Origin of the sequence: Actinomycetospora endophytica (genome assembly GCF_021026375.1) — a bacterium.
GTDB classification, from domain to species: domain Bacteria; phylum Actinomycetota; class Actinomycetes; order Mycobacteriales; family Pseudonocardiaceae; genus Actinomycetospora; species Actinomycetospora endophytica.
Window position 1 is genome coordinate 38,856 of the sequence record NZ_JAJNDB010000007.1, and the last position, 24,235, is coordinate 63,090.

The following is a 24,235-nucleotide window of genomic DNA, read 5'->3' on the forward strand; positions in this document are numbered from 1 at the left end:
ATGACGCGCGCCCATCCCGCCGGGCCCCGCCATGCCGACGTCCTGCCCGCGCACGACGCCCCCGGCCCGGTCCCGCACGACGGCACCGCCCTCGACGCGCTGCCCGCCGCCGTGTGGCCCCGTCACGCCGTCCGCGGCGACGACGGCGTCGTGCGGCTGGCCGGCGTCGACGTCCGGGACCTCGCCGAACGCCACGGCACCCCGCTGTTCGTCGTCGACGAGGCCGACTTCCGCTCACGGTGCCGCGACCACGCCGAGGCCTTCGGCGACCCGGAGCTCGTGCACTACGCCTCGAAGGCCTTCCTGTGCACCGAGGTGGCCCGCTGGGTCGCCGACGAGGGCCTCGGGCTCGACGTGTGCAGCGACGGCGAGCTCGCGACGGCGGTCCGGGCCGGCTTCCCGGGCGGGCGGATCGCGATGCACGGCAACAACAAGTCGCCCGCCGAGCTGGAGGCCGCCCTCGACGCCGGCGTCGGCAAGATCGTCCTGGACTCGTTCGCCGAGGTCGCGCGGCTCGACGACGCGGCCCGTCGTCGCGGGATCGTGGCCGAGGTGATGGTCCGCGTGACCGTCGGCGTCGAGGCCCACACCCACGAGTTCATCGCCACCGCGCACGAGGACCAGAAGTTCGGGTTCTCGCTGGCCGGGGGAGACGCCGCCGAGGCGGTGCGCCGCGTGCTGAAGTCGGCGAACCTGCGCCTGGTCGGGCTGCACAGCCACATCGGCTCGCAGATCTTCGACTCGGGCGGCTTCGAGCTGGCCGCGCGCCGGGTGGTCGGGCTGCTCGCGGAGATCCGCGCCGAGCACGGCGAGCGCGCCGACACCGCCTCCGGCCTCATCGACCTCGGCGGCGGGATGGGCATCGCCTACACCACCGCCGACCACCCGCGCTCCGCGTCGTGGCTGGCGGGGGAGCTGCGCGCGATCGTCGACCGGGAGTGCGAGCGGGCGGGCATCCCGGTGCCGCGGATCGCCGTCGAGCCCGGCCGGGCGATCGCCGGGCCCGGCACGGTGACCCTCTACACCGTCGGGACGATCAAGGACGTCGAGCTCGGCGGGGGAGCGCGGCGGCGCTACGTCAGCGTCGACGGCGGGATGAGCGACAACATCCGCACCGCGCTCTACGACGCGGCCTACGACTGCCGGCTGGTCTCGCGGTCGGCCGTTCCCGCCGAGACCGCGGGGGCGGGCAACCCCGGCGGCGGCGTCCCGACCCTGTGCCGGGTGGTCGGGCGGCACTGCGAGTCCGGCGACGTCGTCGTCCGGGACTGCTGGCTGCCCGCCGACCTCGCGCCCGGCGACCTCGTCGCCGTGGCCGCGACCGGCGCGTACTGCTACGCCATGGCCAGCGCCTACAACAAGGTGCCGCGCCCCGCCGTCGTCGCCGTGGCCGACGGTGCCGACCGCACCATGCTGCGGCGGGAGACCCTCGACGACCTGGCGCGCCTGGAGGTGCTGTGAGCAAGGACGCGGGACGCGTAGCGGAGCGGAGCCGGACCATCGACTCGGTCAAGGTCGCGCTGCTCGGCTGCGGGGTGGTCGGCACGCAGGTGGTGCGGCTTCTCCGCGAGCAGTCCGAGGAGCTCGCCGCCCGGGTCGGTGCCCCGATCGAGCTCGCCGGGATCGCGGTCCGCCGCCCGCAGCGCCACCCCGACGTGCCCGCCGAACTGCTCACCACGGACGCCGCCGGGCTCGTCGCGCGCCCGGATGTCGACGTCGTCGTCGAGCTCATGGGCGGCATCGAGCCGGCGCGGGATCTGCTGCTCGACGCCCTGAAGAACGACCGGTCGGTGGTCAGCGCGAACAAGGCGCTGCTCGCCGAGGAGGGCGAGGCGCTCGCGACGGCGGCCCGCGAGTCCGGCGCCGACCTCTACTACGAGGCCTCCGTCGCCGGCGCCATCCCGCTGCTGCGCCCGATCCAGCAGTCGCTGGCCGGCGACCGGATCCGCCGCGTCGCCGGCATCGTCAACGGCACGACGAACTTCATCCTCTCGGCGATGGAGTCCACCGGCGCGGGCTACGCCGACGCGCTCGAGGAGGCGGGGCGGCTGGGCTACGCCGAGGCCGACCCGACGGCGGACGTGGACGGCTACGACGCCGCGTCCAAGGCCGCGATCCTCGCCAGCCTCGCGTTCCACACCCGCGTGACCGCCTCCGACGTGCACCGCGAGGGCATCCGCGACGTCACCGCGACCGACATCGCGTCGGCGAAGGCACTGGGCTGCTCGGTGAAGCTGCTGGCCATCTGCGAGCAGGTCGACGGCGACGCTGGCAGTACGGTGTCGGCCCGCGTCTACCCGGCGATGATCCCGAAGGCGCACCCGCTGGCCTCGGTCTCCGGCGCGTTCAACGCCGTCTTCGTCGAGGCCGACGCCGCCGGGCCGCTGATGTTCTACGGCCAGGGCGCGGGCGGCCCGCAGACCGCGAGCGCCGTGCTCGGTGACCTCGTCGCGGCCGCGCGCAACCGGGTCATCGGCGGCCGCGGGCCCCGCGACACCGCCTACGCGCACCTGTCGGTGCAGCCGATGGGCGAGGTCCGCACGCGCTATCACGTCAACGTCGACGTCCACGACCGCGCGGGTGTGCTCGCCGCGGTGGCCTCGGTGTTCGCCGAGCACGGCGTCAGCATCGCCACCGTCAAGCAGGAGGGCGGTCGCGAGGCCGAGAGCCCGGACGCGGATGACGCGGGTCATGGCGGCGACGCGGGGACGGACGCCACACTGGTCGTCGTGACCCACGAGGCCCCCGACGCGGCCCTGCGGGCCACCGTCGACGCGCTGTCCGGGCTGGACTCCGTCCGCGGTGTCGCCAGCGTGCTGCGCGTGGAAGGTCTCGGCCGCCCCGTCCATGCTCTCGGAGGAGCCCAGTGACCCCCGCCGCCCTGCTCGCCCACCGCGTCGAGTGGCCGGGGGTCATCCGCGCCTACTCCGACCGGATGCCGCACGTGAAGGACGGCTGGGACGTCGTCACGCTGCGCGAGGGCGGGACCCCGCTGCTGCCGGCGCAGCACCTCTCCGCGCTCACCGGCTGCGAGGTGCACCTCAAGATCGAGGGCGCGAACCCGACGGGGTCGTTCAAGGACCGCGGCATGACCGTCGCGATGACCGAGGCGGCGGCCGGCGGCGCGAAGGCCGTCATCTGCGCGTCCACCGGCAACACCTCGGCGTCCGCGGCCGCCTACGCCGCCCGCACCGACATGACCTGCGCGGTGCTCGTCCCGCAGGGCAAGATCGCGCTGGGGAAGCTCGCCCAGGCCACCGCGCACGGCGCGAGGATCCTGCAGCTCGAGGGCAACTTCGACGCGTGCCTGGAGCTGGCCCGCAAGGCCGCCGAGGAGCACCCGATCGCCCTCGTCAACTCGGTGAACCCGGCTCGCATCGAGGGCCAGAAGACGGCCTCGTTCGAGATCTGCGACCAGCTCGGGCGCGCGCCCGACCTCCACGTGCTGCCCGTCGGCAACGCCGGCAACATCACGGCCTACTGGCGCGGCTACGTCGAGTACCACCGCGACGGCGTCGTCGAGTCCACCCCGGAGATGCACGGCGTCCAGGCCGCGGGCGCCGCGCCGCTGGTCGACGGGGCCCCGGTGTCGCACCCGGAGACCCTCGCGACGGCCATCCGCATCGGGTCGCCGGCCTCCTGGGACGGCGCGGTCGCGGCGCGGGACGAGTCCGGGGGCCGGATCACCAAGGTCGACGACGACGCGATCCTCGCGGCGTACCGGCTGCTGGCGGCGCGCGAGGGCGTGTTCGTCGAGCCCGCGTCGGCGGCCTCCGTGGCCGGCCTGCTCGCGCGGTCGACGGCGGGTGAGCTCACCGCCGGGCAGGTCGTCGTCTGCACGGTCACCGGCCACGGGCTCAAGGACCCGGGCACCGCCCTGGCCGACGTGCCCGAGCCGGTCGTGGTCCCGGAGCGGGTGGACGCCGTCGCCGACGCGCTCGGTCTCGGCTGACCGTGGGTACGGAAAGTCCCACCGTCCGCGTCCGGGTCCCCGCCACCAGCGCGAACCTCGGCCCCGGCTTCGACACCCTCGGCCTCGCGCTGGGCCTGCACGACCACGTGGAGCTGACCGCGCTCGACGAGGGCCCGAGCGTGGTCGACGTGCACGGCGAGGGCGCCGGGCGGGTCCCCCGCGACGAGCGCCACCTCGTGCTCAAGGCCGCGTGCGCGACGTTCGACCTCGCGGGCGTCGCCCGGCCGCCGCTGCACCTGACCTGCCACAACGAGATCCCGCACAGCCGCGGGCTGGGCTCCTCGGCCTCCGCGGCGGTCGCGGGGATCACCGCGGCCTGTGCGCTGCTCGGGCCCGGCAAGGCCCCCGACGACGCCGCGGTGCTCGATCTCGCGGCGCGCTTCGACGGGCACGCCGACAACGTCGCCGCCTGCCTCTACGGCGGCCTGGTCGTGACCTGGTGCGAGGGCGGCTCCTTCCGGGGCACCCGGCTCGCGCCGCGGCCCGAGGTGGTGCCGGTCGTGTTCGTCTCCGGGGACTCGAGCTCCACCGAGGCGACCCGGGGGCTGCTGCCCGACCGGATCCCGCACGCCGACGCGGCGTTCACCGCGGCGCGCTCCGCGCTGATGGTGCACGCGCTCACGTGTGCACCGGATCTGCTGCTCCCGGCGACCGAGGACCGGCTGCACCAGCCGTACCGGCGTCCGGCCTATCCGGCGACCGCGGATCTGGTGGACGCGCTCCGCGCCGCGGACGTGCCCGCGGTCGTGTCCGGGGCCGGCCCGACGGTGCTCGCGCTGACCACCGGCGACCCGCTGCCGGCCGACCTCCCCACCAGCGGGTTCACGACGATGTGGCTGCCGATCGACACCGACGGTGCCGTCGTGACCGACTGAGGATCGCCCCGGCACGCCGACACCACCCGGTTGTTGCCGCGGGTGGCGGGTGGGGCTACCCTGGGCCACGACAGCGACCAGCGTGATCCGCGCCGGTGCCACGTCCCGGAATCCCGGGATGGTCTTCCCCGCTCCGGAACCGCATCCGCCCGGTGGCGCAGGTGGTTCGGCGTTCTCGGACGGCTCCACGCGTGGTCGTTGGCCCCGAAGATGTTCCGCAGCGCATCGTGTTTCCCGGGAGCCGAACCTCCACTCCGTCATCCCGTGAACCGTGTCGTTACGGCGAAACCGCACGCGTGAACCAGAGGCGTGCGGACATGTCCGCTGGCCCGGGCAGCATGGCCCGAGCCGGTCAGGAAGGACCTGCGTGACCGAAACCGACGTCCTCTCCACCGACGCCGCCTCCTCCGAGGCCCCGGGTGGGAACGACGCCCCGACGTCCGGCTCCGGCGGCACCGAGAAGCGCCGCCGTGGCGGCGTCTCCGGCATGGTGCTCGCCGAGCTGCGCGAGCTGGCCGGGACGCTCGGCGTCACGGACACCACCGGCATGCGCCGGGGTGACCTGATCAACGAGATCAAGAAGCGCCAGAGCGGCGGGGGTGCGGCCCAGCTCCCGCTCGGCGAGGAGCCCGAGGCGCCGGCCGCCGCGCCGCAGGCCACCGAGGCGCCCCAGGCCGGCGAGGCCGCCGACGACGAGGCCGCGGCCAAGCCCGCCCGTCGTCGTGCCGCCCGCCGCAAGACCGCGGTGACCCCGGAGTCCGAGCCGGAGGCGCCGGCCGAGGCCGACTCCGCGCCGCGCACGGCGACCCCCGAGACGGCGGAGACCGTCGCCGAGGCCGTCACGGCCACCACCGACGCGCCCGCCGCCGACGCGGGCGAGGCCGCGGAGGCGAGTGCGCCGGCCGCGCCGCGCCGGTCGCGGCGCAGCGCCCGGCGCGACGCGGGCCCCGGCTCCGAGTCCGCCGGCTCCGACTCGGGCGCCGGCGAGGCCACCGGATCCGTCGAGGCCCCCGCCGCCGCGCCGGCCGAGGCGCCCGAGCGCGCGCCCCGCGAGGACGGCGGCCGGAACAACGGCACCTCCGATCAGGGCCGGTCCGGCGACTCCGGGCAGGACACGGACGCCGACCAGGACTCCGGTCGTGGCGACGGCGACCGCGGCAACCGTCGCAACCGCAACGGCGGGCAGGGCGGCGGCCAGAACGGCAACGACCAGGGCGGCGGTCGCAACCGCGACGGCGGTCAGGGTGGCGGCAACCAGGGCGGCGGCCAGAACCAGGGCGGCCAGAACCAGAACCGCAACAACAACAACGACGAGGACGACGACGACGAGGGCGGCGGCGGCCGTCGTCGCGGGCGCCGGTTCCGGGACCGCCGCCGCAACCGCGGCGAGCGCGGCCAGGGCGGCGGCGCCGGGCAGGACGGCGGCCGCGAGCCGGAGGTCCGCGACGACGACGTCCTCATCCCGGTCGCCGGCATCCTCGACGTGCTCGACAACTACGCGTTCGTCCGCACCTCGGGCTACATGTCCGGCCCGAACGACGTGTACGTCTCGCTATCGCTGGTGCGCAAGCACGGGCTGCGTCGCGGTGACGCCGTGACCGGCCAGGTCCGCCAGCAGCGGGAGAACGAGCAGAACCGGCAGAAGTTCAACCCGCTGGTCCGCGTCGACACCGTCAACGGGCTCGACCCCGAGCAGGCCAGGCGCCGCCCGGAGTTCACCAAGCTCACGCCGCTCTACCCCAACGAGCGGCTGCGTCTCGAGACCGAGCCGCAGATGCTGTCCACCCGCGTGATCGACCTGGTCATGCCGGTCGGCAAGGGGCAGCGCGCCCTGATCGTCTCGCCGCCGAAGGCGGGCAAGACGATGGTGCTGCAGGCGATCGCCAACGCGATCACCACGAACAACCCCGAGGTCCACCTCATGGTCGTGCTCGTCGACGAGCGCCCGGAGGAGGTCACCGACATGCAGCGCACGGTGAAGGGCGAGGTCATCGCCTCGACCTTCGACCGGCCGCCGTCGGACCACACCTCGGTCGCCGAGCTGTCGATCGAGCGCGCGAAGCGCCTCGTCGAGCAGGGCCACGACGTCGTCGTGCTGCTCGACTCGATCACCCGCCTCGGCCGGGCCTACAACCTGGCCGCGCCCGCCTCGGGCCGGATCCTGTCCGGTGGTGTCGACTCGACGGCGCTCTACCCGCCGAAGCGGTTCCTCGGCGCGGCGCGCAACATCGAGGACGGCGGCTCGCTGACGATCTTCGCGACGGCGCTGGTCGAGACCGGGTCGACGATGGACACGGTGATCTTCGAGGAGTTCAAGGGCACCGGCAACGCCGAGCTCAAGCTCGACCGTAAGCTCGCCGACAAGCGCATCTTCCCGGCGATCGACCCAGACGCCTCGTCCACCCGCAAGGAGGAGCTGCTCCTCTCGCCGGACGAGACCGCGGTCATGCACCGGCTGCGGCGGGTGCTCGCGGCGCTCGACTCGCAGCAGGCGATCGAGCTGGTCCTCGACCGGCTGCGCAAGACGCGGACCAACATCGAGTTCCTCATGCAGGTCGCGAAGACGACCCCCGGCAAGGAGGACGTCTAGCCCGTCGTCGAGGGCGCCCGGGCCGGGAACACGCTCCGGCCCGGGGTTGTTGACGTGAGGAGTCGGCGGTCCTGAGAGAATGACTCCGGCGACAGGTGCTTCCGGTTCACCCCGACGATCACGACGGGGACCCGGCGGCGGATACGAGAGGACCAGCCAGAGATGAAGACGGGCATCCACCCCGAGTACGTCGAGACGCAGGTGACCTGCGGCTGCGGCAACCAGTTCACCACGCGCAGCACCAAGCAGAACGGTGCGATCACGGTCGAGGTCTGCTCGGCGTGCCACCCCTTCTACACGGGCAAGCAGCGCATCATGGACACCGGTGGCCGGGTCGCCCGCTTCGAGGCCCGGTACGGCAAGCGCGCCGGCCGCAAGTAGCTCCCGCGACGCCCGCCGTCCCACCCCGGCACCCCGGGGCGGGGACGGCGGGCGTTCGTGCGTTTGGACGAGGCGCCGGGAGTTGTAGAGAGCGGGAAAGATGACGCAGGTGGCGGGGCAGGACCCGAACGCGACGCAGCAGTCGGTGCGCGCGCTCGTGGAGGAACACGCCGGTCTCGAGGCGCGCCTGGCGGATCCGGAGGTGCACGCCGACCAGGCGCTCGCCCGCCGGCTGGGCCGCCGCTACGCGGAGCTGGCCCCCGTCGTCGCGACCGCGGGTGAGCTGGAGCAGGCCGAGGCCGACCTGGCGGACGCCCGCGAGCTGGCCCGCGACGACCCCGCGTTCGGCGCGGAGGCGGAGAGCCTGGAGTCGACCGTCGACACCTTGCGCGCGCGGCTGCGCGAGCTGCTGGTGCCCCGCGACCCGTCGGACGGCCACGACGTCGTCGTCGAGGTGCGCTCCGGCGAGGGCGGCGAGGAGTCGGCGCTGTTCGCGGGGGATCTGCTGCGGATGTACTCCCGCTACGCCGAGCACCGCGGCTGGAAGGTCGACGTCCTGGCCGCGACCGAGTCCGACCTCGGCGGCTACAAGGACGTCACCGTCACGGTGTCCGCGCCCGGCCAGACCGTGTCGGATTCCCCGGGCGACGGCGTCTGGGCCTGGCTGAAGTACGAGGGGGGCGTGCACCGGGTGCAGCGCGTGCCGGTCACCGAGTCCCAGGGGCGCATCCACACCTCGGCGGCCGGGGTGCTCGTGTACCCCGAGGCTGATGCCGCGGACGCCTCGGTCGAGGTCGACGAGAAGGACCTGCGCATCGACGTGTTCCGCTCGTCGGGCAAGGGCGGGCAGGGCGTCAACACCACCGACTCGGCGGTGCGGATCACGCACCTGCCCACCGGCGTCGTCGTGTCCTGCCAGAACGAGCGCTCCCAGCTGCAGAACAAGGCGCGCGCGATGGAGGTGCTCCGCTCGCGGCTGCAGGCCATGCGTGACGAGGCACAGGCGGCCGAGGCGTCGGCCGACCGGCGCAGCCAGGTCCGCACCGTCGACCGCTCCGAGCGGGTACGCACCTACAACTTCCCCGAGAACCGCATCTCCGACCACCGCATCGGCTACAAGTCCCACGACCTCGACCGGGTCCTCGACGGCGACCTCGGCAACGTGCTCGACGCGCTGCGCGCCGCCGACCGGGAGGAGCGGCTCGCCGAGGCCGCCCAGGAGGCCGGGCAGGAAGGAAGGGCCCGATGAGCACGTTGACCCGAACCCGCGTCGCCGACGCCGCCGCACGCCTGGCCGAGGCGGGGGTCGAGAGCCCACGGGTGGACGCCGAGCTGCTCGCCGCCTACGTGCTCGGTGTCCCGCGCACCCGGCTCGTGCTGGCCCCGGAGCTCGACGACTCGGACGTCGAGCGCCTCGACGCGCTGGTCGAGCGCCGCGCCGCCCGCGAGCCGCTGCAGCACCTCCTGACCAGCGCGGTGCTCGGGCCGGTGTCGGTCGCGGTCGGGCCGGGAGTGTTCGTGCCCCGCCCCGAGACCGAGCTGCTGCTCACCGAGGGGGTCGCGGCGATGCGCGGGATCGCCGAGCCGCGGGCGGTCGATCTCTGTACCGGCTCCGGAGCCCTGGCGCTGGCCCTCGCGACGGCCCGTCCGGACGCCGAGGTGCACGCGGTGGAGCTCGACGAGGGCGCGCTCGCCTGGGCGCGCCGCAACCTCGCCGGCTCGACGGTGCGGCTCACCGGCGCCGACGTGACCGACGGCGGCACGCTCGCCCTGCTCGAGGGGACCGTCGACGTCGTCGTCGCGAACCCGCCGTACGTGCCCGAGGGGACGGCGGTCGGGCCGGAGGTCGACCACGATCCGCACGAGGCGGTGTTCGGCGGGCCGGACGGTCTCGCGGTCATCCGGCCGCTGGCCGACACCGCGGCGCGGCTGCTCCGGGACGGCGGGCGGGTGGCCGTGGAGCACGACGAGTCGCACGCGCCTGCCGTACTCGAGGTGCTCGCCGGGGCGGGGTTCGCCGACGTCAGGACCCGCTCCGACCTGGCGGGCCGGCCGCGCGTCGCCGTCGGTACGCGTCAGCGGGCGGCCTGAGGTCGCTGGGCCGTCCCGTAGGTCGCCGCCCCGTTCGATGATCAGGAGCACCTGGGGCATGGTGAGGTGCTTGGGAGGATGCGCTGTGTGCCCGTCGTGCCGCCCTACCGGGGCGCGTCGCCGCACGTCCTAGGCTCCCCGCCGTGACCACCTTCGACTGCCGCGTGCCCGACACCCGGGCGGCCGGCCTGGCCGCGGCCACGGCTGCGGTGCGTGCGGGCCGGCTCGTCGTCGTGCCCACCGACACCTCCTACGGCATCGGGGCGGACGCGTTCGACCAGCCGGCCGTGCGGTCGTTGCTCGCCGCCAAGGGACGCGGACCGGAGACGCCGGTCCCGGTGCTGGTGGGCAGCTGGTCGACCATCGACGGGCTGGTCTCCGTGGTCCCCAGCGCGGCCCGTGACCTCGTCGAGGCGTTCTGGCCCGGCGGGCTGTCGATCGTGCTGCCGCACGCGCCGTCGCTGGCGTGGGATCTCGGCCGCACCCGGGGCACCGTCGTCCTGCGGATGCCGCTGCACCCGGTGGCGCTGGAGCTGCTGCGCGAGTGCGGGCCGATGGCGATGACCGGGGCGAACGCCGGGGGCGGGGCGGTCCCGCACACCTGCGCCGACGCCTACGCCCAGCTCGGCGAGGCCGTCGAGATCTACCTCGACGGCGGAGCGCTCGAGAGCGACGGCGGATCGACGATCGTCGACCTCACCGGGGCCGAGCCGGTCGTGCGGCGGGAGGGCGCGGTGAGCACCGCCCAGATCGGCGAGGTCCTCGGGCGCACGCCCGCCGTCGCCTGAGGCGGTCCCGGTGATCAACGGGCCTGCATGGCTGTCCCGGGTCCAGACGGACGACCACCCAGGCCCGATGATCATGGGTCGCCGGGCCCGTCGCGAGGCCCCAGCCCCGGCTGCTCCTATCATGGAGCGGCGATGGAGAAGCAGGTGAGCGCGCACGAGACGGTGCGCCGCGTCGAGGGCACGGAGGGCACGGCCCGCGTGGCCGCCGACCTCGCGCCGCACCTGCACGCGGGGGACGCGGTCCTGCTCACCGGGGACCTCGCGGCGGGGAAGACCACCTTCGTGTCCGCGCTCGTCGCCGCGCTGGGCTCCGACGCCGCCGTCTCCAGCCCGACGTTCTCGCTCGCGCAGTTCTACGCCACGCCCGGGCCCCGGGTGCTGCACGTCGACACCTACCGCCTCGCCGACCTCACCGAGTTCCGCGACCTCGGCCTCGACGAGTACCTCGACGAGGTGATCGCGCTCGTCGAGTGGGGCGCCCTCGTGACCAGCGAGTTCGTCGACCCCCTCTACGTCCACCTCGCGACGCGGCCCGACGACGCGTCGGCGCGCGAGATCACGATGCGGGGCGGTGCGCGGTGGGCCCCGGTGCTCGACGCCGTCGCCGCCGGAACGAGCACCGCCCGGAGCCCGGAATGACCCTCACCCTCGCCGTCGAGACCTCCTCACGGCTCTACGGGGCCGCCCTGCTCGACGGCGGGACGGTCGTCGCGCGGGCGACCGCGGACCGCAGTGACCCGGGCTTCGTCGACGTCGGGGTGCTCGCCGGCCAGGTCATCCGCGACGCCGGGCGCTCGGTGACCGACCTCGACCGGCTCGCCGTCGACGTCGGGCCCGGCAACCTCGCCTCGGTGCGCGCCGGGATCGCGTACGTGAACGCCGTCGCGTTCGCGCGGGAGATCCCGGTCGTCGCGGTGGACTCGCTCGCGCTGCTCACCACCCAGGCGGCCCGGACCCCGGCGCTGGTCCTGCGGCCGGCCGGGGGCACCGCCGTCTACGCCTCGCTCACCGACGCGGACGGGCAGGTCACCCTGCGCCACGGCGAGTTCGACGTGGTGGTCAAGGACCTGGCCGAACGCGTCGGGGAGGGCACCGTCGCGCTCGCGGGCGCCCGCCGCGCCCCGGCGGCGGCCCTGCTCGCGGAGCACGGCCTGGCCACCCACGACACCGGGCTCGACGCGCCGGACGTCGACGCCCTGACCGAGCGGCTGCGCGCCGGCGACCACGACCCGCCGGTGGTCAGCGCCGCGCCGCTCACCGAGGCGTCGGTGCGGTTCCGCGGCGACGGGTTCACCGCGGCGCGGGAGGCCCTGCTCGACGGCGGGGTCGCGCTGCTGCCGACCGACACCGTCTACGGGCTCGCCGTGCACCCGCGCCGTCCCGAGGCGATCGACCGGCTCTTCGCCCTCAAGGACCGTCCGCGGACCCGCGAGCTCCCGATCATGGTCGCGACCCCGGACGAGCTGCCCTCGCTCGGCGTGCTCGTCCCGGAGACGGCGCGCCGGCTGCTCGCGGCGTTCTCCCCGGGACCGATCACCGTGGCCCTCGGCATCGACGCCGGGAAGGCCCCGCCGTGGCTGGCCGGTCGCGAGGAGGTCGGCGTCCGGGTGCCGGCCGACCCCGACCTGCGCGCCCTGCTCTCCGACGTCGGCGCCCTGCTCGTGACCAGCGCGAACGCCCACGGCGAACCGACGCGGCAGGCGCCGGGCCCGATCCTCGACCAGCTCGCGGGGCGCCCGGACGCGGTCGTCGACGGCGGGGTGCGGTCGGGGGAGGCGTCGACGGTCGTCAACTGCCATCTCGACACGCCGCGGATCGAGCGCGAGGGCGTGGTCCCGGCCACGGAGATCGCGCGGGTCATCGGAGAGGAGCGCAGCGTATGACGACGGTCCTTCCCGACGACGGGTTGATGCTCGGCATCGAGACGTCGTGCGACGACACCGGCGTCGCGGTCGTCCGTCCCGACGGCCAGGTCGTCGCGGCCGCCGTCGCCTCACAGGTGGAGCTGCACGACCGCTACGGCGGCGTCTACCCCGAGATGGCCAGCCGCGCGCACGTCGACGCGATCCTCCCGACGGTGCGCAAGGTCCTCACCGACGCCGACCTGCGCCCGGCCGACCTCACCGCGATCGGCGTCACCCGCGGTCCCGGGCTGATCGGCTCGCTCGTCGTCGGGACGAACAGCGCCGTCGGGCTCGGCGACGGCTGGGGCCTGCCGGTCCACGGGGTCAACCACCTGCGCGGGCACCTGCGCAGCGCCGACCTCGACGAGCGGCGGGTCGAGTACCCGGCCATGGTCCTGCTGGTCTCGGGCGGGCACACGCTGCTCGCGCACCTGGCCGGCCCCGGCGAGGTGGAGCTGGTCGGGTCGACGCGGGACGACTCGGTGGGCGAGGCCTACGACAAGGTCGCCCGCATGCTCGGGCTGCCGTACCCGGGCGGGCCGGCGATCGACATGCTGGCCAAGGCCGGGACCGCCGACGTCGCCTTCCCGCGCCCGGCGAAGGACCTGGAGCTGGACTTCTCCTTCTCCGGGCTGAAGTCGGCGGTGTCGCGCTTCCTGGCGGCGAACCCCGACCACCCGCACGCGGACGTGGCCGCGTCCTTCGTCGACGCGTGCCTCGACGTGCTCGTCGCCAAGTGCCGCCGGGCGCTGGAGCGCTACCCGAGCCGCTGCCTCGTCGTCGTCGGGGGAGTCGCGGCGAGCCCGCAGGTGCGGGCCGCGGCGCAGCAGCTGTGCGGCGAGGCCGGGGTGTCGCTCTGCCTGCCGCCGCTGCGCTGGTCCACCGACAACGGCGCCATGATCGGGCTCGCCGCGTGGGACTACCTCGCCCGGGGCCTGGACGCGCGCCCGCGCCCGGACACCTCGTTGACGATCGCCGACTGGTGACCACCGGCACAATCGCCCCGACCGGGCAGGGCCGGTCCGGGTAGCGTCGTACTGAATCCGGACCGACGCCGTCGTCCCGCTCCGGGGACGCGGCCGCATGCGGTCCACCCCGACCAGAGTGAGGTAACACGACCGTGGCAGGCGCAGACGAGCACTTCTGGGGCCCGGACTACCAGGCCCTCTCCGCCGTGGACCCGGAGATCGCCCAGGTCCTCGACGACGAGCTCGGGCGGCTCCGCGGCGGACTCCAGCTGATCGCCAGCGAGAACCTCACGAGCCCGGCGGTGCTCGCCGCGCTCGGCTCGACGCTGTCGAACAAGTACGCCGAGGGCTACCCCGGCCGCCGCTACTACGGCGGCTGCGAGGTCGTCGACCGCGCCGAGGAGATCGGCATCGAGCGGGCGAAGCAGCTCTTCGGCGCCGAGCACGCCAACCTGCAGCCGCACTCCGGCGCGAACGCCAACCTCGCGGTGTACGCGGCGTTCTGCCAGCCGGGCGACAAGGTGCTGGCCATGAGCCTGCCCCACGGCGGGCACCTCACCCACGGCGCGAAGGTCAGCTTCTCCGGCAAGTGGTTCGAGCCGGTGCCCTACACGGTCCGCGAGGACACCGGGCTCATCGACTACGACCAGGTCCGTGAGCTGGCGCTCGAGCACCGGCCGAAGATGATCGTCGCGGGGGCCACCGCGTACCCGCGCCTGATCGACTTCGCGAAGTTCCGCGAGATCGCCGACGAGGTCGGCGCGATCCTCTGGGTCGACGCCGCCCACTTCATCGGCCTCGTCGCCGGCCAGGCCATCCCCAGCCCGGTGCCCTACGCCGACGTCGTCACCTTCACGACGCACAAGGTCCTGCGCGGCCCGCGCGGCGGCATGCTGGTCTCGAAGGCCGAGCACGCCAAGGCGCTCGACAAGGCCGTCTTCCCGTTCCTGCAGGGCGGGCCGCTCATGCACGCCGTCGCCGGCAAGGCGGTGGCGCTCGCCGAGGCCGCCACCCCGGACTACCAGGCCTACGCGCGCAGCGTCATCGCGAACGCCCAGGCGCTCACCGAGGGCCTGGAGTCGCACGGGATGCGCGCCATCTCCGGCGGCACCGACACCCACCTGTCGCTGCTGGACCTGCAGCCGCTCGGCGTCACCGGCAAGGAGGCCGAGGCCCGCAGCGGGCTGGCCGCGATCACGCTGAACAAGAACGCGATCCCGTACGACCCGCAGCCCCCGATGACCGCGTCGGGCATCCGGGTCGGCTCGCCGTCGATCACCACGCAGGGCATGACGACCGCGGAGATGCCCGAGGTCGCGCGCCTGATCGCGGCCGCGGTGACCGCGGACGAGACCAGCGAGGACGGCAAGCGGACCCTCGCGGACGTGCGCGACGAGGTGTCGACACTGGTCGCCCGGTTCCCCGCCTACCCGAGGGGCTGAGGGCCCCCGTCTAATCTGGGCGCGTGGACCCGTCGCCACCGTTCGTCCCGCAGGGGCTGCCGATCCGGGAGTACCTCCTGGTCGGGCTCTCCGCGGCGGTGGTCACGTTCCTGGTGACCGGCGTCGTCCGGCGCCTGGCCATCCGCGCCGGGGCCATCGCGGTCCCGCGCGGGCGTGACGTCCACACCGTGCCCATCCCGCGCCTCGGCGGGGTCGCCATGTACATCGGCGTCCTCGCCGGGGTGTTCGTGGCCTCGCAGCTGCCGGTGCTGCGCCGTGCCTTCGACTACTCCTCGGAGACCCGCGCCGTGATGGTCGCGGGCGGGCTGATCGTGCTGGTCGGCGCGCTCGACGACCGCTTCGGCATCGACGCGCTCACCAAGCTCGCCGGCCAGGCGACCTCCGCGGGCGTGCTGGTGCTGCTCGGGGTGCAGTGGTTCGTGCTGCCCATCCCCGACGGCGGCGACTGGACCCTGCTGATCCTCGACCCCAACCAGGGCGTCGTCCTCACCGTGTTCATCTGCGTGGTGCTGATCAACGCCGTCAACTTCGTCGACGGTCTGGACGGTCTCGCCGCGGGGATCGGCATGATCGCCTCGCTCGCGATCCTGGCCTTCTCGCTCGGTCTGCTCGAGCAGCGCGGCGGCGACGTGACCGCCTACCCGCCCGCCCTGATCGCCGCGGTGCTGGCCGGCGCGTGCGCGGGGTTCCTGCCGCACAACTTCCAGCCCGCCCGCATCTTCATGGGCGACTCCGGCTCGATGCTCATCGGGCTGATGCTCGCGGCCGCCACCACGAGCGCGTCGGGGCGCATCACCTACGCGGACTCCGCGCCCCGCAACGCGCTCGCCCTGCTGGCGCCGATCGTCGTCGTCGCCGCGGTGGTCCTGGTCCCGCTGCTCGACCTGGCGCTCGCGGTCGTGCGCCGTACCCGCGCCGGACGCAGCCCGTTCGCGCCGGACAAGATGCACCTGCACCACCGCCTGCTCGAGATCGGGCACTCGCAGCGGCGCGCGGTCCTGCTGATCTACCTGTGGGCCGGGGTCTTCGCGTTCGGCGCCGTGGCCCTGGCGCTGATCACCGACGTCTTCCTCGTCGTGGGGCTCGTGGCCTTCGGGCTGCTCGTCGCGGTACTGGCCTCGGCGGTGCCCCGACTACGCGCCCGGTGATCGTTCTCCGGCATCCGAGTTCGATCACCACACGGGTGCTGAGTAGCGGATTACGTACGACGACAGGTCGTCGTAGGGGGTGTGATAGGTTCCTCGCGTCCCGTCGAAACGGGGCAAATCGAGTGGTCCAGATGAGTGAGAGCCGGACCGCCCGAGGACGGCACGGCAACGTGGCGCCGGGTGGTTCCGCGTCGCCGGTCGTCGTCGAGGAGGACTGACCATGAACGCGTCAGCCCTGCGTACCGCATGAGGGCGTGGGCGACCGGGCATGGCGGATTCGCGGGCGGACGGATGGGCTCTCCTCGGTCTGGGCACCACTCTGGCGGGCTGCCTCATCGGACCCACACTCCTGGGGTGGCTGGTCGATCACCTGGCCGGTACGTTCCCGATCTTCCTCTTGATCGGGCTGGCGCTGGGGATCGCGGCCACGGCGAGACTGGCCTACACGGAGATGCGCAAGTTCCTCGGGAGCTGATGTGAACGAACCCCTCGGTCATGCACCGATGCTGACTGTTCCCGGGGCCACGCGTGAGGCCTTCCGGACGTCCCTGATCGTGGCGGTCGTCCTCGGCGTGCTCGGTCTCGTCGCGGGCTACCTCTTCGGTGCCGCGGGCATCGCCGCGTTCGGCTGCTTCGGTCTCCTGCTCGGGGCGGCGAACGCCCTCATGGTCCAGCGGTCGGTCCTGCGCCAGTCGGCGGAGGACCTGCCCAGCAAGGCGGCGCTCGTGCGTGGCGTCGGAGCACGACTGGCCCTCGTCACCGCGGTGTCCGTCGCGCTCGCACTCATCTTCTTCCCGACCGGCCTGGGGACGTTCCTCGGGCTGGCGCTGTTCCAGGTCATCAACACGATCGTCGGATCCGTGCCTGCGCTCAAGGAGCTCCGCAAGTGACGACCGGATTCTTGTCCGTTGCCGCCGCCGAAGGCGGCTCCTCGATCTCCCCGAGCGAGCACGTCGGGCAGTTCGAGTTCCTCGGTATGACATTCAACGGCGACACGATGTGGACCGCGACCATCGCCGCGGTCATCGTGATCGGCGCCGGGTTCTACGTCCGGGGCCGTGTGACGTCCGCCGTTCCGAACAAGGTGCAGATGGCCTACGAGGCCCTCACCGGCTACATGGTGGATCAGGTGCAGGGCCGGATGGGCCGGCGGCCCGCCGAGTACCTCGCGCCGCTGACCATCGCGCTCTTCGCGTTCATCCTCTTCTCGAACTGGCTCGGCGTGATCCCCAGCGGTCACCCCGAACTGCTCAAGCCGCCGACGTCGGACGTCAACACCGCCTACGCGCTCGCGATCTTCGTGTTCGTGTCCGCGTGGGTCTGGGGTTTCCGCGAGCAGGGCACGCGCACCCTGCGCCGGTTCGTCCAGCCCTACGTCGCACTCGCGCCGCTGAACATCATCGAGGAGATCGCGAAGCCGATCTCGCTCTCGCTGCGACTGTTCGGCAACATCCTGTCTGGCGTGATCATGCTGTCGGTGATCGCGCTGATCCCGTGGTGGGGCCTCTGGCTCCCGAACGCCGCGTGGAAGCTGTTCGACCTGTTCATCGGCGCGATCCAGGCGCTGATCTTCGCGCTGCTGACCATCATGCAGTTCTTCGGACCGGCCGTGAGCGAGGAGGGCCACTAGGCCTTCGCGTGTGCCGATCGCACCCGGCGGTCGGGCGGCTCGTCGAAATCCCCGCAACCCCACGACCATCTCCACCCAACGAACTCCAAGGAGTGTCATGTCGCTCGTGCAGTCCGTCCTCGCCCAGGGCAGCGACCCCACGACCGGTCTCCGGTCCGGTGGCGCGTTCATCGGCGGTGGCATCGCTCTGGCCGGCGGCGCGATCGGCGCGGCCATCGGTGACGGTCTGGTCGGTGCCCAGACCATCGCGGGTGTCGCCCGTCAGCCCGAGGCCCAGAGCCGCCTGTTCAACATCTTCTTCCTGACCGTCGGTCTGGTCGAGGCCATGTACTTCATCAACCTGGCGTTCATGGCTCTGTTCGTGTTCGTGCTCGCCGGGTGATTCACGTGGCCGCACAGCCGAGCACGGAAGCCGTGCTGGCGCAGGGGGGCAGCAGCCAGAACTTCCTGCTCCCCAACGGCACGTTCTTCTACATCCTGATCCTGTTCGTCGTCGTCTTCTTCCTGATCGCCAAGTTCATCGTCCCGCCGATCCGGCAGGCGATGGAGGAGCGGGCGGAGCGCGTCCGGCAGCTGCAGCGCGACCGGGAGCAGGCCGACGAGCAGTACCGTCAGGCCGAGAACCGGCACGCCGAGGTGCTCTCGGAGGCCCGCAACGAGGCCTCGTCCATCCGTGACGAGGCCCGGGGCACCGCCCGGGAGCAGGCCGCCGAACAGCGCGGCCAGGCCGAGCGGGAGATCGCCGAGATCCGTCAGCGGGGCGAGCGCGAGCTCGACACGCAGCGGACCCGGGCCCGCGGTGACCTGCAGGAGAAGCTGCCCGACCTGTCGCGCACCCTCGCGGAGCGCATCCTCGGGCGGTCGATCTCCGACGACTCCGCCGCGCGCTCGACCACCGAGTCGTACGTGCGGTCGCTGGACTCGTCGGGGTCGTCCTCCGGCGGTTCCTCGGCGAGCACGGTCGCGGCCGGCTCCGGCGCGGGGTCGGCGACAACCGAGCCCGGGGAGGGCTGATGCACAGCGCGAGCCAGGGGGCCGTGGACAACGCCACCGAAGCGCTCGAGCGGGTGGTGTCGGACCCCACGTCGGGCACCACGGCGCACCTGGCCCAGGTGTCGGACGAGCTGTACGGCGTGGCGCGGGTGCTCACCGAGCACATCGAGCTGCGCCGTCACCTCGTCGACCCGACCGGCTCGGCGTCGCTGCGTCGCGGCCTCGTGGAGAACCTCTTCTCCTCGAAGCTCGACGCCACGACGGTGCAGCTGCTGACCACGCTGGTCCAGACGCGGCTGAGCTCGCCGACCGACCTGGTGGAGGCCGTCGAGACCATCGGCCGCACCGCCGCGCTGGCGGCCGCCGAGAAGGACGGGACGCTCTCCGACACCGAGGACGACCTGTTCCGGTTCGGCCGGATCCTCCAGCGCGAGCCGCAGCTGCGGACGCTGCTGGCGGACACCACCACGCCGGCCGACAAGCGGGTGGGCCTGCTCTCGCGGGTGCTGGGCGACAAGGTCACGCCGACCGCCCACCGTCTGCTCGAGCAGATCGTGCGTCACCCGTACTCGAAGGCTCTCGACTACGCGGCCGAGCGTCTCGCGGACGCCGCGGCGGCGCGCCGGGACCGCTCGATCGCCCGGGTGGTCGCCCCGATCGCCCTCTCGCAGGAGCAGGAGGACCGGCTCGGCGACGTGCTGTCCCGCCTGTACGGCCGGTCGATCTCGGTGCAGTCCGACGTCGACCCCGACATCCTGGGTGGCCTGGTCGTGCGGGTGGGCGGTGAGCTGCTGGACGGCAGCGTCGCCCGTCATCTGCGTGGTGCGGCCGACGCCTTCCCGACGTGAGCGCGGTCCGCTCCGGCAGGACCGGGGCGGGCTGCCCATCCCCCAGACCATCAGCAGTCGTGAGAACAGTTAGCAGGGAACCATGGCGGAGCTGACGATCTCCTCGGACGAGATCCAGAGCGCGATCGAGAACTATGTGTCGTCCTTCTCGGCGGAATCGTCCCGCGAGGAGGTCGGAACCGTCGTCGACGCCGGGGACGGGATCGCCCACGTCGAGGGCCTGCCGTCGGCGATGACGAACGAGCTGTTGCGCTTCCCCAGCGGGTCGCTGGGCCTCGCCCTCAACCTCGACGAGCGCGAGATCGGCGTCGTCGTCCTGGGCGACTTCGACCAGATCGAGGAGGGCCAGCAGGTCAGCCGCACCGGCGAGGTCCTCTCGGTGCCGGTCGGCGACGGCTTCCTCGGCCGGGTCGTGAACCCGCTCGGCGAGCCCATCGACGGCCAGGGCGAGATCGCGGACACCGAGCGCCGCGTCCTCGAGCTGCAGGCCCCCTCGGTCGTCCAGCGGCAGTCGGTCGGTGAGCCGCTGCAGACCGGCATCAAGGCCATCGACTCGCAGACCCCGATCGGCCGCGGCCAGCGCCAGCTGATCATCGGTGACCGCAAGACGGGCAAGACCGCCGTCTGCACGGACACCATCATCAACCAGCGGGAGAACTGGGAGACCGGGGATCCCGACAAGCAGGTGCGCTGCATCTATGTCGCGGTCGGCCAGAAGGGCTCGACCATCGCGGGCGTCAAGGCGTCTCTCGAGGACGCGGGCGCGATGGAGTACACCACCATCGTCGCGGCCCCGGCCTCCGACCCGGCGGGCTTCAAGTACATCGCCCCCTACGCCGGCTCGGCCATCGGCCAGCACTGGATGTACCAGGGCAAGCACGTCCTGATCATCTTCGACGACCTGTCGAAGCAGGCCGAGGCGTACCGCGCGATCTCGCTGCTGCTGCGCCGCCCGCCGGGCCGCGAGGCCTACCCGGGCGACGTCTTCTACCTGCACTCGCGGCTGCTCGAGCGCTGCGCGAAGCTCTCCGACGAGCTGGGCGCCGGGTCCATGACGGGGCTGCCGATCATCGAGACGAAGGCCAACGACATCTCGGCCTACATCCCGACGAACGTCATCTCGATCACCGACGGCCAGTGCTTCCTCGAGTCGGACCTGTTCAACCAGGGGCAGCGGCCGGCCATCAACGTCGGTGTGTCGGTGTCCCGCGTCGGTGGTGACGCCCAGATCAAGGCGATGAAGTCGGTCGCCGGGTCGCTGCGCGTGGAGCTGGCGCAGTACCGCGAGCTCGAGTCGTTCGCGGCGTTCGCGTCGGACCTCGACGCCGCCTCGCGCGCCCAGCTGGACCGCGGTCAGCGCCTCATGGAGCTGCTCAAGCAGGGCCAGGGCGAGCCGTACCCGGTCGAGCAGGAGGTCGCGGCGATCTTCCTCGGCACCCGTGGTCACCTCGACTCGGTGCCCGCGGAGGACGTCCGCCGCTTCGAGAGCGAGTTCCTGGAGTACCTCCAGCGCAACGGTGCCGAGATTCTCTCGGAAATCCGTGACACCGGGAAGCTCCAGGAGGACAACGAGAAGCGTCTGACCGATACCGTCACCGAGTTCAAGAAGTCGTTCGAGGCCTCGGACGGGTCCTCGGTCGTCGCTTCCGAGAGCTGAGGTAGCGGATGCCGGCTTCATTGCGCGTGCTGCGGCGACGCATCAGGTCGTCGCGCAACATCGCCCAGATCACCAAGGCCCAGGAGACCGTCGCGACCTCGCGGATCTCCAAGGCCCAGGCGAGGGTGGAGAACTCCCGTCCCTACGTGGCGGAGTTCACGAACGTCCTCACCCAGGCCTCGAAGGCGGCCGCGACCGACCACCCGCTGCTCGTCCCGCGGGAGGAGATCCGGCGGGTGGGCGTGCTGGTGGTGACCAGCGACCGCGGGCTCTGTGGTGGCTACAACGCCAACACGCTGCGGCTCGCGAACAAGCGGCTCGCCGAGATCACCGCGGCCGGCCACGAGCCGATGCTGTTCGTCGTCGGGCGCAAGGGCCGGGACTTCTTCCGGTTCCGCGGTCGGGACATCGCCCAGAGCTGGACCGGGTTCTCCGAGCTGCCGCAGTACGAGAACGCGGTCTCGGTCGCCGACTCGCTCGCCGCGGCGTTCCTCGCCGGCGGCGATCAGACGATCGAGGCACCCGCGGAGGACGAGGACCCGGCGGTCGTCGCCCCCGAGGAGGTCCAGGGCCTCACCGGGGTGGACGAGCTCCACGTCGTCTACACCGCCTTCGCCACCATGCTCAGCCAGACGCCCGAGGCGCGCCAGGTCGCGCCGCTGTCGCTGGAGGAGCTCGGGGACCCCTCCGATGCGGAGGACTCCGGGGACGCCTCGTCGTCTCAGGACGCCCCGTCGTCTCAGGACGCGGAGTACGACTTCGAGCCCGAGGCCGACCAGCTCTTCGACGTGCTGCTCCCGAAGTACCTCCGGACCCGGGTGTTCGCGGCCTTCCTGGACGCGGCGGCCTCCGAGTCGGCGGCGCGGCGGCGGGCCATGAAGGCCGCCACCGACAACGCGAACGACCTCATCGACGACCTGACCCGCGAGGCCAACCAGGCTCGTCAGGCGCAGATCACCCAGGAAATCAGCGAGATCGTCGGTGGTGCCGACGCCCTCGCCACGGCAGGGGAGTGACACCCATGACGCAGGCAACCGAGCAGAAGGCCGGCACCGGGCGCATCGCCCGCGTGCTCGGTCCCGTCATCGACGTCGAGTTCCCGCGCGATTCCGTGCCGGACCTCTTCAACGCCCTCACCTTCGACCTGACCCTCGACGGTGAGACGAAGATGCTGACCCTGGAGGTGGCGCAGCACCTGGGCGACAACCAGGTCCGCACCATCGCCATGCAGCCCACCGACGGCGTGGTCCGCGGCACCGAGGTCACCGACACCGGTTCCTCGATCAACGTGCCGGTCGGCGACGTCGTCAAGGGCCACGTGTTCAACGCCCTCGGCAAGTGCCTGGACCAGCCGGGCTACGCCGACGACGCCGAGCGCTGGTCGATCCACCGCGACCCGCCGCCCTTCGACCAGCTCGAGGGCCGCACCGAGATGCTGGTCACCGGCCTCAAGGTCGTCGACCTGCTCACCCCCTACGTGCAGGGCGGCAAGATCGGCCTGTTCGGCGGCGCGGGTGTGGGCAAGACGGTCCTCATCCAGGAGATGATCCAGCGCATCGCCCGGAACTTCGGCGGCACCTCGGTGTTCGCCGGCGTGGGCGAGCGGACCCGTGAGGGCAACGACCTCTGGGTCGAGCTCGGCGACGCGGACGTCCTCAAGGACACCGCCCTGGTGTTCGGCCAGATGGACGAGCCCCCGGGCACCCGCATGCGCGTCGGGCTGTCGGCGCTGACGATGGCGGAGTACTTCCGTGACGAGCAGAACCAGGACGTGCTGCTCTTCATCGACAACATCTTCCGCTTCACGCAGGCCGGCCAGGAGGTCTCGACCCTCCTCGGCCGCATGCCGTCGGCCGTGGGCTACCAGCCCACGCTCGCGGACGAGATGGGTGAGCTCCAGGAGCGCATCACCTCGACCAAGGGCCGCTCGATCACCTCGATGCAGGCGATCTACGTGCCCGCCGACGACTACACCGACCCGGCCCCGGCGACCACGTTCGCCCACCTGGACGCGACCACGGAGCTCTCCCGCAACGTGTTCGCCAAGGGCATCTTCCCCGCGGTGGACCCGCTGACCTCCACCTCGACGATCCTGGACCCCCAGTTCGTCGGCGACGAGCACTACCGCGTCGCGCGCGAGGTCATCCGCATCCTGCAGAAGTACAACGACCTGCAGGACATCATCGCGATCCTCGGCATCGACGAGCTCTCCGAGGAGGACAAGCTCACCGTCGCCCGCGCGCGGCGCATCGAGCGCTTCCTCGGTCAGAACATGTACGCCGCCGAGCAGTTCACCGGCGAGGCGGGCTCGTTCGTCGACGTCAAGGACACCGTCGAGGCGTTCGACAAGATCGCCAAGGGTGAGTACGACGACTACGCCGAGCAGTCGTTCCTCATGTGCGGTGACCTCGACGACGTCGAGGAGAACCAGAAGAAGTACAACGACTGATCCGCTCTCCCCGGGTGGGGCGTGCGATCGCGCGCCCCGCCCGGGACCGCCTGACGAAAGGACTTCTCCGTGGCCGAGATGCAGGTCGATCTCGTGGCGGTGGAGCGGAAGGTGTGGTCCGGCACGGCCGAGTTCGTCTTCGCGCGCACCAGCGTGGGCGAGATCGGCATCCTGCCCCGCCACGAGCCGCTCATCGCCCAGCTCGTCGACGCCGGCATGGTGCGGATCGACCCGAGCGACGGCGAGTCGGTCCGGGTGGCCGTCTTCGGGGGCTTCCTCTCGATGGACGGCGAGAAGCTGACGATCCTGGCCGAGGAGGCGGAGCTCGGCGACCAGATCGACGTCTCCGCCGCCCAGCAGGACCGCGACCGCGCCGACACCGACGACGCGGCGGGACGCGCGGCCAAGGCCCGGGCCGAGGCCCGGCTCGCGGCGGCCGGCCAGGCCGCCGAGTAGGCGAGCGGGCGGAACCGAGGC

23 protein-coding genes and 1 pseudogene are annotated in these 24,235 nt (G+C 72.8%); all 24 read left to right on the forward strand.

All coding sequences use genetic code 11. The features are described from left to right. The 24 genes and pseudogenes from lysA to LQ327_RS26605 all read left to right on the forward strand — a co-directional run bounded on the left by lysA (nt 1) and on the right by LQ327_RS26605 (nt 24,214). Nucleotides 1–1,461 carry a diaminopimelate decarboxylase gene (gene lysA / locus LQ327_RS26490; protein ID WP_230738819.1) on the forward strand — a complete coding sequence of 487 codons (1,461 nt, stop codon included), beginning with the start codon at nt 1–3 and terminating at the stop codon, nt 1,459–1,461. Next, nucleotides 1,458–2,870: a homoserine dehydrogenase gene (locus tag LQ327_RS26495; protein ID WP_230738820.1), complete on the forward strand. Its 1,413-nt coding sequence runs from the start codon at nt 1,458–1,460 to the stop codon at nt 2,868–2,870. The genes lysA and LQ327_RS26495 overlap by 4 nt, the downstream gene beginning before the upstream one ends. A 65-nt stretch (nt 2,871–2,935) precedes the next feature. Continuing rightward, a complete protein-coding gene (gene thrC / locus LQ327_RS26500; RefSeq protein WP_230739256.1) occupies nt 2,936–3,952 on the forward strand; it encodes a threonine synthase in 1,017 nt (338 codons plus the stop codon). 2 nt (nt 3,953–3,954) lie between these two features. After that, nucleotides 3,955–4,848: a homoserine kinase gene (gene thrB, locus LQ327_RS26505; RefSeq protein ID WP_230738821.1), complete on the forward strand. Its 894-nt coding sequence runs from the start codon at nt 3,955–3,957 to the stop codon at nt 4,846–4,848. 487 nt (nt 4,849–5,335) lie between these two features. Continuing rightward, nucleotides 5,336–7,438, forward strand: coding sequence for a transcription termination factor Rho (gene rho, locus LQ327_RS26510; protein ID WP_269071026.1), 2,103 nt, complete (start codon nt 5,336–5,338; stop codon nt 7,436–7,438). Between the two features lie 162 nt (nt 7,439–7,600). Next, nucleotides 7,601–7,819: a 50S ribosomal protein L31 gene (gene rpmE / locus LQ327_RS26515; protein WP_230738823.1), complete on the forward strand. Its 219-nt coding sequence runs from the start codon at nt 7,601–7,603 to the stop codon at nt 7,817–7,819. A 100-nt stretch (nt 7,820–7,919) separates the two neighbouring features. Continuing rightward, nucleotides 7,920–9,068: a peptide chain release factor 1 gene (gene prfA / locus LQ327_RS26520; RefSeq protein WP_230738824.1), complete on the forward strand. Its 1,149-nt coding sequence runs from the start codon at nt 7,920–7,922 to the stop codon at nt 9,066–9,068. Next, the gene (gene prmC, locus LQ327_RS26525; RefSeq protein WP_230738825.1) at nt 9,065–9,910 is read left to right on the forward strand and encodes a peptide chain release factor N(5)-glutamine methyltransferase; all 846 of its coding nucleotides are present in this window, start codon (nt 9,065–9,067) and stop codon (nt 9,908–9,910) included. Before prfA ends, prmC begins: the two co-directional genes overlap by 4 nt. Before the next feature lie 143 nt (nt 9,911–10,053). Beyond that, nucleotides 10,054–10,698: an L-threonylcarbamoyladenylate synthase gene (locus tag LQ327_RS26530; RefSeq protein ID WP_230738826.1), complete on the forward strand. Its 645-nt coding sequence runs from the start codon at nt 10,054–10,056 to the stop codon at nt 10,696–10,698. A gap of 132 nt (nt 10,699–10,830) precedes the next feature. Beyond that, the gene (gene tsaE / locus LQ327_RS26535) at nt 10,831–11,337 is read left to right on the forward strand and encodes a tRNA (adenosine(37)-N6)-threonylcarbamoyltransferase complex ATPase subunit type 1 TsaE (RefSeq protein WP_230738827.1); all 507 of its coding nucleotides are present in this window, start codon (nt 10,831–10,833) and stop codon (nt 11,335–11,337) included. Then, nucleotides 11,334–12,581, forward strand: a complete 1,248-nt coding sequence (locus LQ327_RS26540) for an L-threonylcarbamoyladenylate synthase (RefSeq protein WP_230738828.1) — start codon at nt 11,334–11,336, stop codon at nt 12,579–12,581. Before tsaE ends, LQ327_RS26540 begins: the two co-directional genes overlap by 4 nt. Continuing rightward, the gene (gene tsaD, locus LQ327_RS26545) at nt 12,578–13,588 is read left to right on the forward strand and encodes a tRNA (adenosine(37)-N6)-threonylcarbamoyltransferase complex transferase subunit TsaD (RefSeq protein ID WP_230738829.1); all 1,011 of its coding nucleotides are present in this window, start codon (nt 12,578–12,580) and stop codon (nt 13,586–13,588) included. The genes LQ327_RS26540 and tsaD overlap by 4 nt, the downstream gene beginning before the upstream one ends. 134 nt (nt 13,589–13,722) lie before the next feature. Continuing rightward, nucleotides 13,723–15,012: a serine hydroxymethyltransferase gene (glyA, locus tag LQ327_RS26550; RefSeq protein WP_230738830.1), complete on the forward strand. Its 1,290-nt coding sequence runs from the start codon at nt 13,723–13,725 to the stop codon at nt 15,010–15,012. 23 nt (nt 15,013–15,035) lie between these two features. Then, on the forward strand, nt 15,036–16,181 hold the full coding sequence (locus LQ327_RS26555) for a glycosyltransferase family 4 protein (RefSeq protein WP_230738831.1): 1,146 nt from the start codon (nt 15,036–15,038) through the stop codon (nt 16,179–16,181). Between the two features lie 268 nt (nt 16,182–16,449). Beyond that, the gene (locus LQ327_RS26560) at nt 16,450–16,656 is read left to right on the forward strand and encodes an AtpZ/AtpI family protein (protein WP_230738832.1); all 207 of its coding nucleotides are present in this window, start codon (nt 16,450–16,452) and stop codon (nt 16,654–16,656) included. Between the two features lie 28 nt (nt 16,657–16,684). After that, a complete protein-coding gene (locus tag LQ327_RS26565) occupies nt 16,685–17,071 on the forward strand; it encodes a hypothetical protein (RefSeq protein ID WP_230738833.1) in 387 nt (128 codons plus the stop codon). Next, nucleotides 17,068–17,811, forward strand: a complete 744-nt coding sequence (atpB, locus tag LQ327_RS26570; protein ID WP_230738834.1) for a F0F1 ATP synthase subunit A — start codon at nt 17,068–17,070, stop codon at nt 17,809–17,811. The genes LQ327_RS26565 and atpB overlap by 4 nt, the downstream gene beginning before the upstream one ends. A gap of 97 nt (nt 17,812–17,908) precedes the next feature. Beyond that, nucleotides 17,909–18,193, forward strand: coding sequence for a F0F1 ATP synthase subunit C (locus LQ327_RS26575; protein ID WP_230738835.1), 285 nt, complete (start codon nt 17,909–17,911; stop codon nt 18,191–18,193). A 32-nt stretch (nt 18,194–18,225) separates the two neighbouring features. Continuing rightward, nucleotides 18,226–18,825 (forward strand): F0F1 ATP synthase subunit B, encoded by a 600-nt coding sequence (locus LQ327_RS26580; protein ID WP_230738836.1) that lies wholly within the window; start codon nt 18,226–18,228, stop codon nt 18,823–18,825. Continuing rightward, complete coding sequence (locus LQ327_RS26585) at nt 18,825–19,652, forward strand: F0F1 ATP synthase subunit delta (protein WP_230738837.1); 828 nt, start codon at nt 18,825–18,827, stop codon at nt 19,650–19,652. Before LQ327_RS26580 ends, LQ327_RS26585 begins: the two co-directional genes overlap by 1 nt. Nucleotides 19,653–19,734: 82 nt before the next feature. After that, nucleotides 19,735–21,303, forward strand: a pseudogene (gene atpA / locus LQ327_RS26590) (F0F1 ATP synthase subunit alpha); the annotation flags it as partial. A gap of 14 nt (nt 21,304–21,317) precedes the next feature. After that, nucleotides 21,318–22,325 carry a F0F1 ATP synthase subunit gamma gene (locus LQ327_RS26595; RefSeq protein ID WP_230738838.1) on the forward strand — a complete coding sequence of 336 codons (1,008 nt, stop codon included), beginning with the start codon at nt 21,318–21,320 and terminating at the stop codon, nt 22,323–22,325. Between the two features lie 5 nt (nt 22,326–22,330). Further along, complete coding sequence (gene atpD / locus LQ327_RS26600) at nt 22,331–23,758, forward strand: F0F1 ATP synthase subunit beta (protein ID WP_230738839.1); 1,428 nt, start codon at nt 22,331–22,333, stop codon at nt 23,756–23,758. A gap of 69 nt (nt 23,759–23,827) precedes the next feature. Next, nucleotides 23,828–24,214, forward strand: a complete 387-nt coding sequence (locus LQ327_RS26605) for a F0F1 ATP synthase subunit epsilon (protein ID WP_230738840.1) — start codon at nt 23,828–23,830, stop codon at nt 24,212–24,214. Nucleotides 24,215–24,235 lie beyond the last annotated feature (21 nt).

What these genes read in the sequence shown, in the direction of transcription:
- LQ327_RS26565 (WP_230738833.1), top strand. Translation starts at nt 16,685, where the DNA reads ATGCTGACTGTTCCCGGGGCCACGCGTGAGGCCTTCCGGACGTCCCTG.
- prfA (WP_230738824.1), top strand. Translation starts at nt 7,920, where the DNA reads ATGACGCAGGTGGCGGGGCAGGACCCGAACGCGACGCAGCAGTCGGTG.
- tsaE (WP_230738827.1), top strand. Translation starts at nt 10,831, where the DNA reads ATGGAGAAGCAGGTGAGCGCGCACGAGACGGTGCGCCGCGTCGAGGGC.
- LQ327_RS26595 (WP_230738838.1), top strand. Translation starts at nt 21,318, where the DNA reads ATGCCGGCTTCATTGCGCGTGCTGCGGCGACGCATCAGGTCGTCGCGC.
- prmC (WP_230738825.1), top strand. Translation starts at nt 9,065, where the DNA reads ATGAGCACGTTGACCCGAACCCGCGTCGCCGACGCCGCCGCACGCCTG.
- lysA (WP_230738819.1), top strand. Translation starts at nt 1, where the DNA reads ATGACGCGCGCCCATCCCGCCGGGCCCCGCCATGCCGACGTCCTGCCC.
- atpD (WP_230738839.1), top strand. Translation starts at nt 22,331, where the DNA reads ATGACGCAGGCAACCGAGCAGAAGGCCGGCACCGGGCGCATCGCCCGC.
- thrC (WP_230739256.1), top strand. Translation starts at nt 2,936, where the DNA reads ATGCCGCACGTGAAGGACGGCTGGGACGTCGTCACGCTGCGCGAGGGC.
- rpmE (WP_230738823.1), top strand. Translation starts at nt 7,601, where the DNA reads ATGAAGACGGGCATCCACCCCGAGTACGTCGAGACGCAGGTGACCTGC.
- LQ327_RS26585 (WP_230738837.1), top strand. Translation starts at nt 18,825, where the DNA reads ATGCACAGCGCGAGCCAGGGGGCCGTGGACAACGCCACCGAAGCGCTC.
- LQ327_RS26575 (WP_230738835.1), top strand. Translation starts at nt 17,909, where the DNA reads ATGTCGCTCGTGCAGTCCGTCCTCGCCCAGGGCAGCGACCCCACGACC.
- LQ327_RS26540 (WP_230738828.1), top strand. Translation starts at nt 11,334, where the DNA reads ATGACCCTCACCCTCGCCGTCGAGACCTCCTCACGGCTCTACGGGGCC.
- rho (WP_269071026.1), top strand. Translation starts at nt 5,336, where the DNA reads ATGGTGCTCGCCGAGCTGCGCGAGCTGGCCGGGACGCTCGGCGTCACG.
- LQ327_RS26560 (WP_230738832.1), top strand. Translation starts at nt 16,450, where the DNA reads ATGGCGGATTCGCGGGCGGACGGATGGGCTCTCCTCGGTCTGGGCACC.
- tsaD (WP_230738829.1), top strand. Translation starts at nt 12,578, where the DNA reads ATGACGACGGTCCTTCCCGACGACGGGTTGATGCTCGGCATCGAGACG.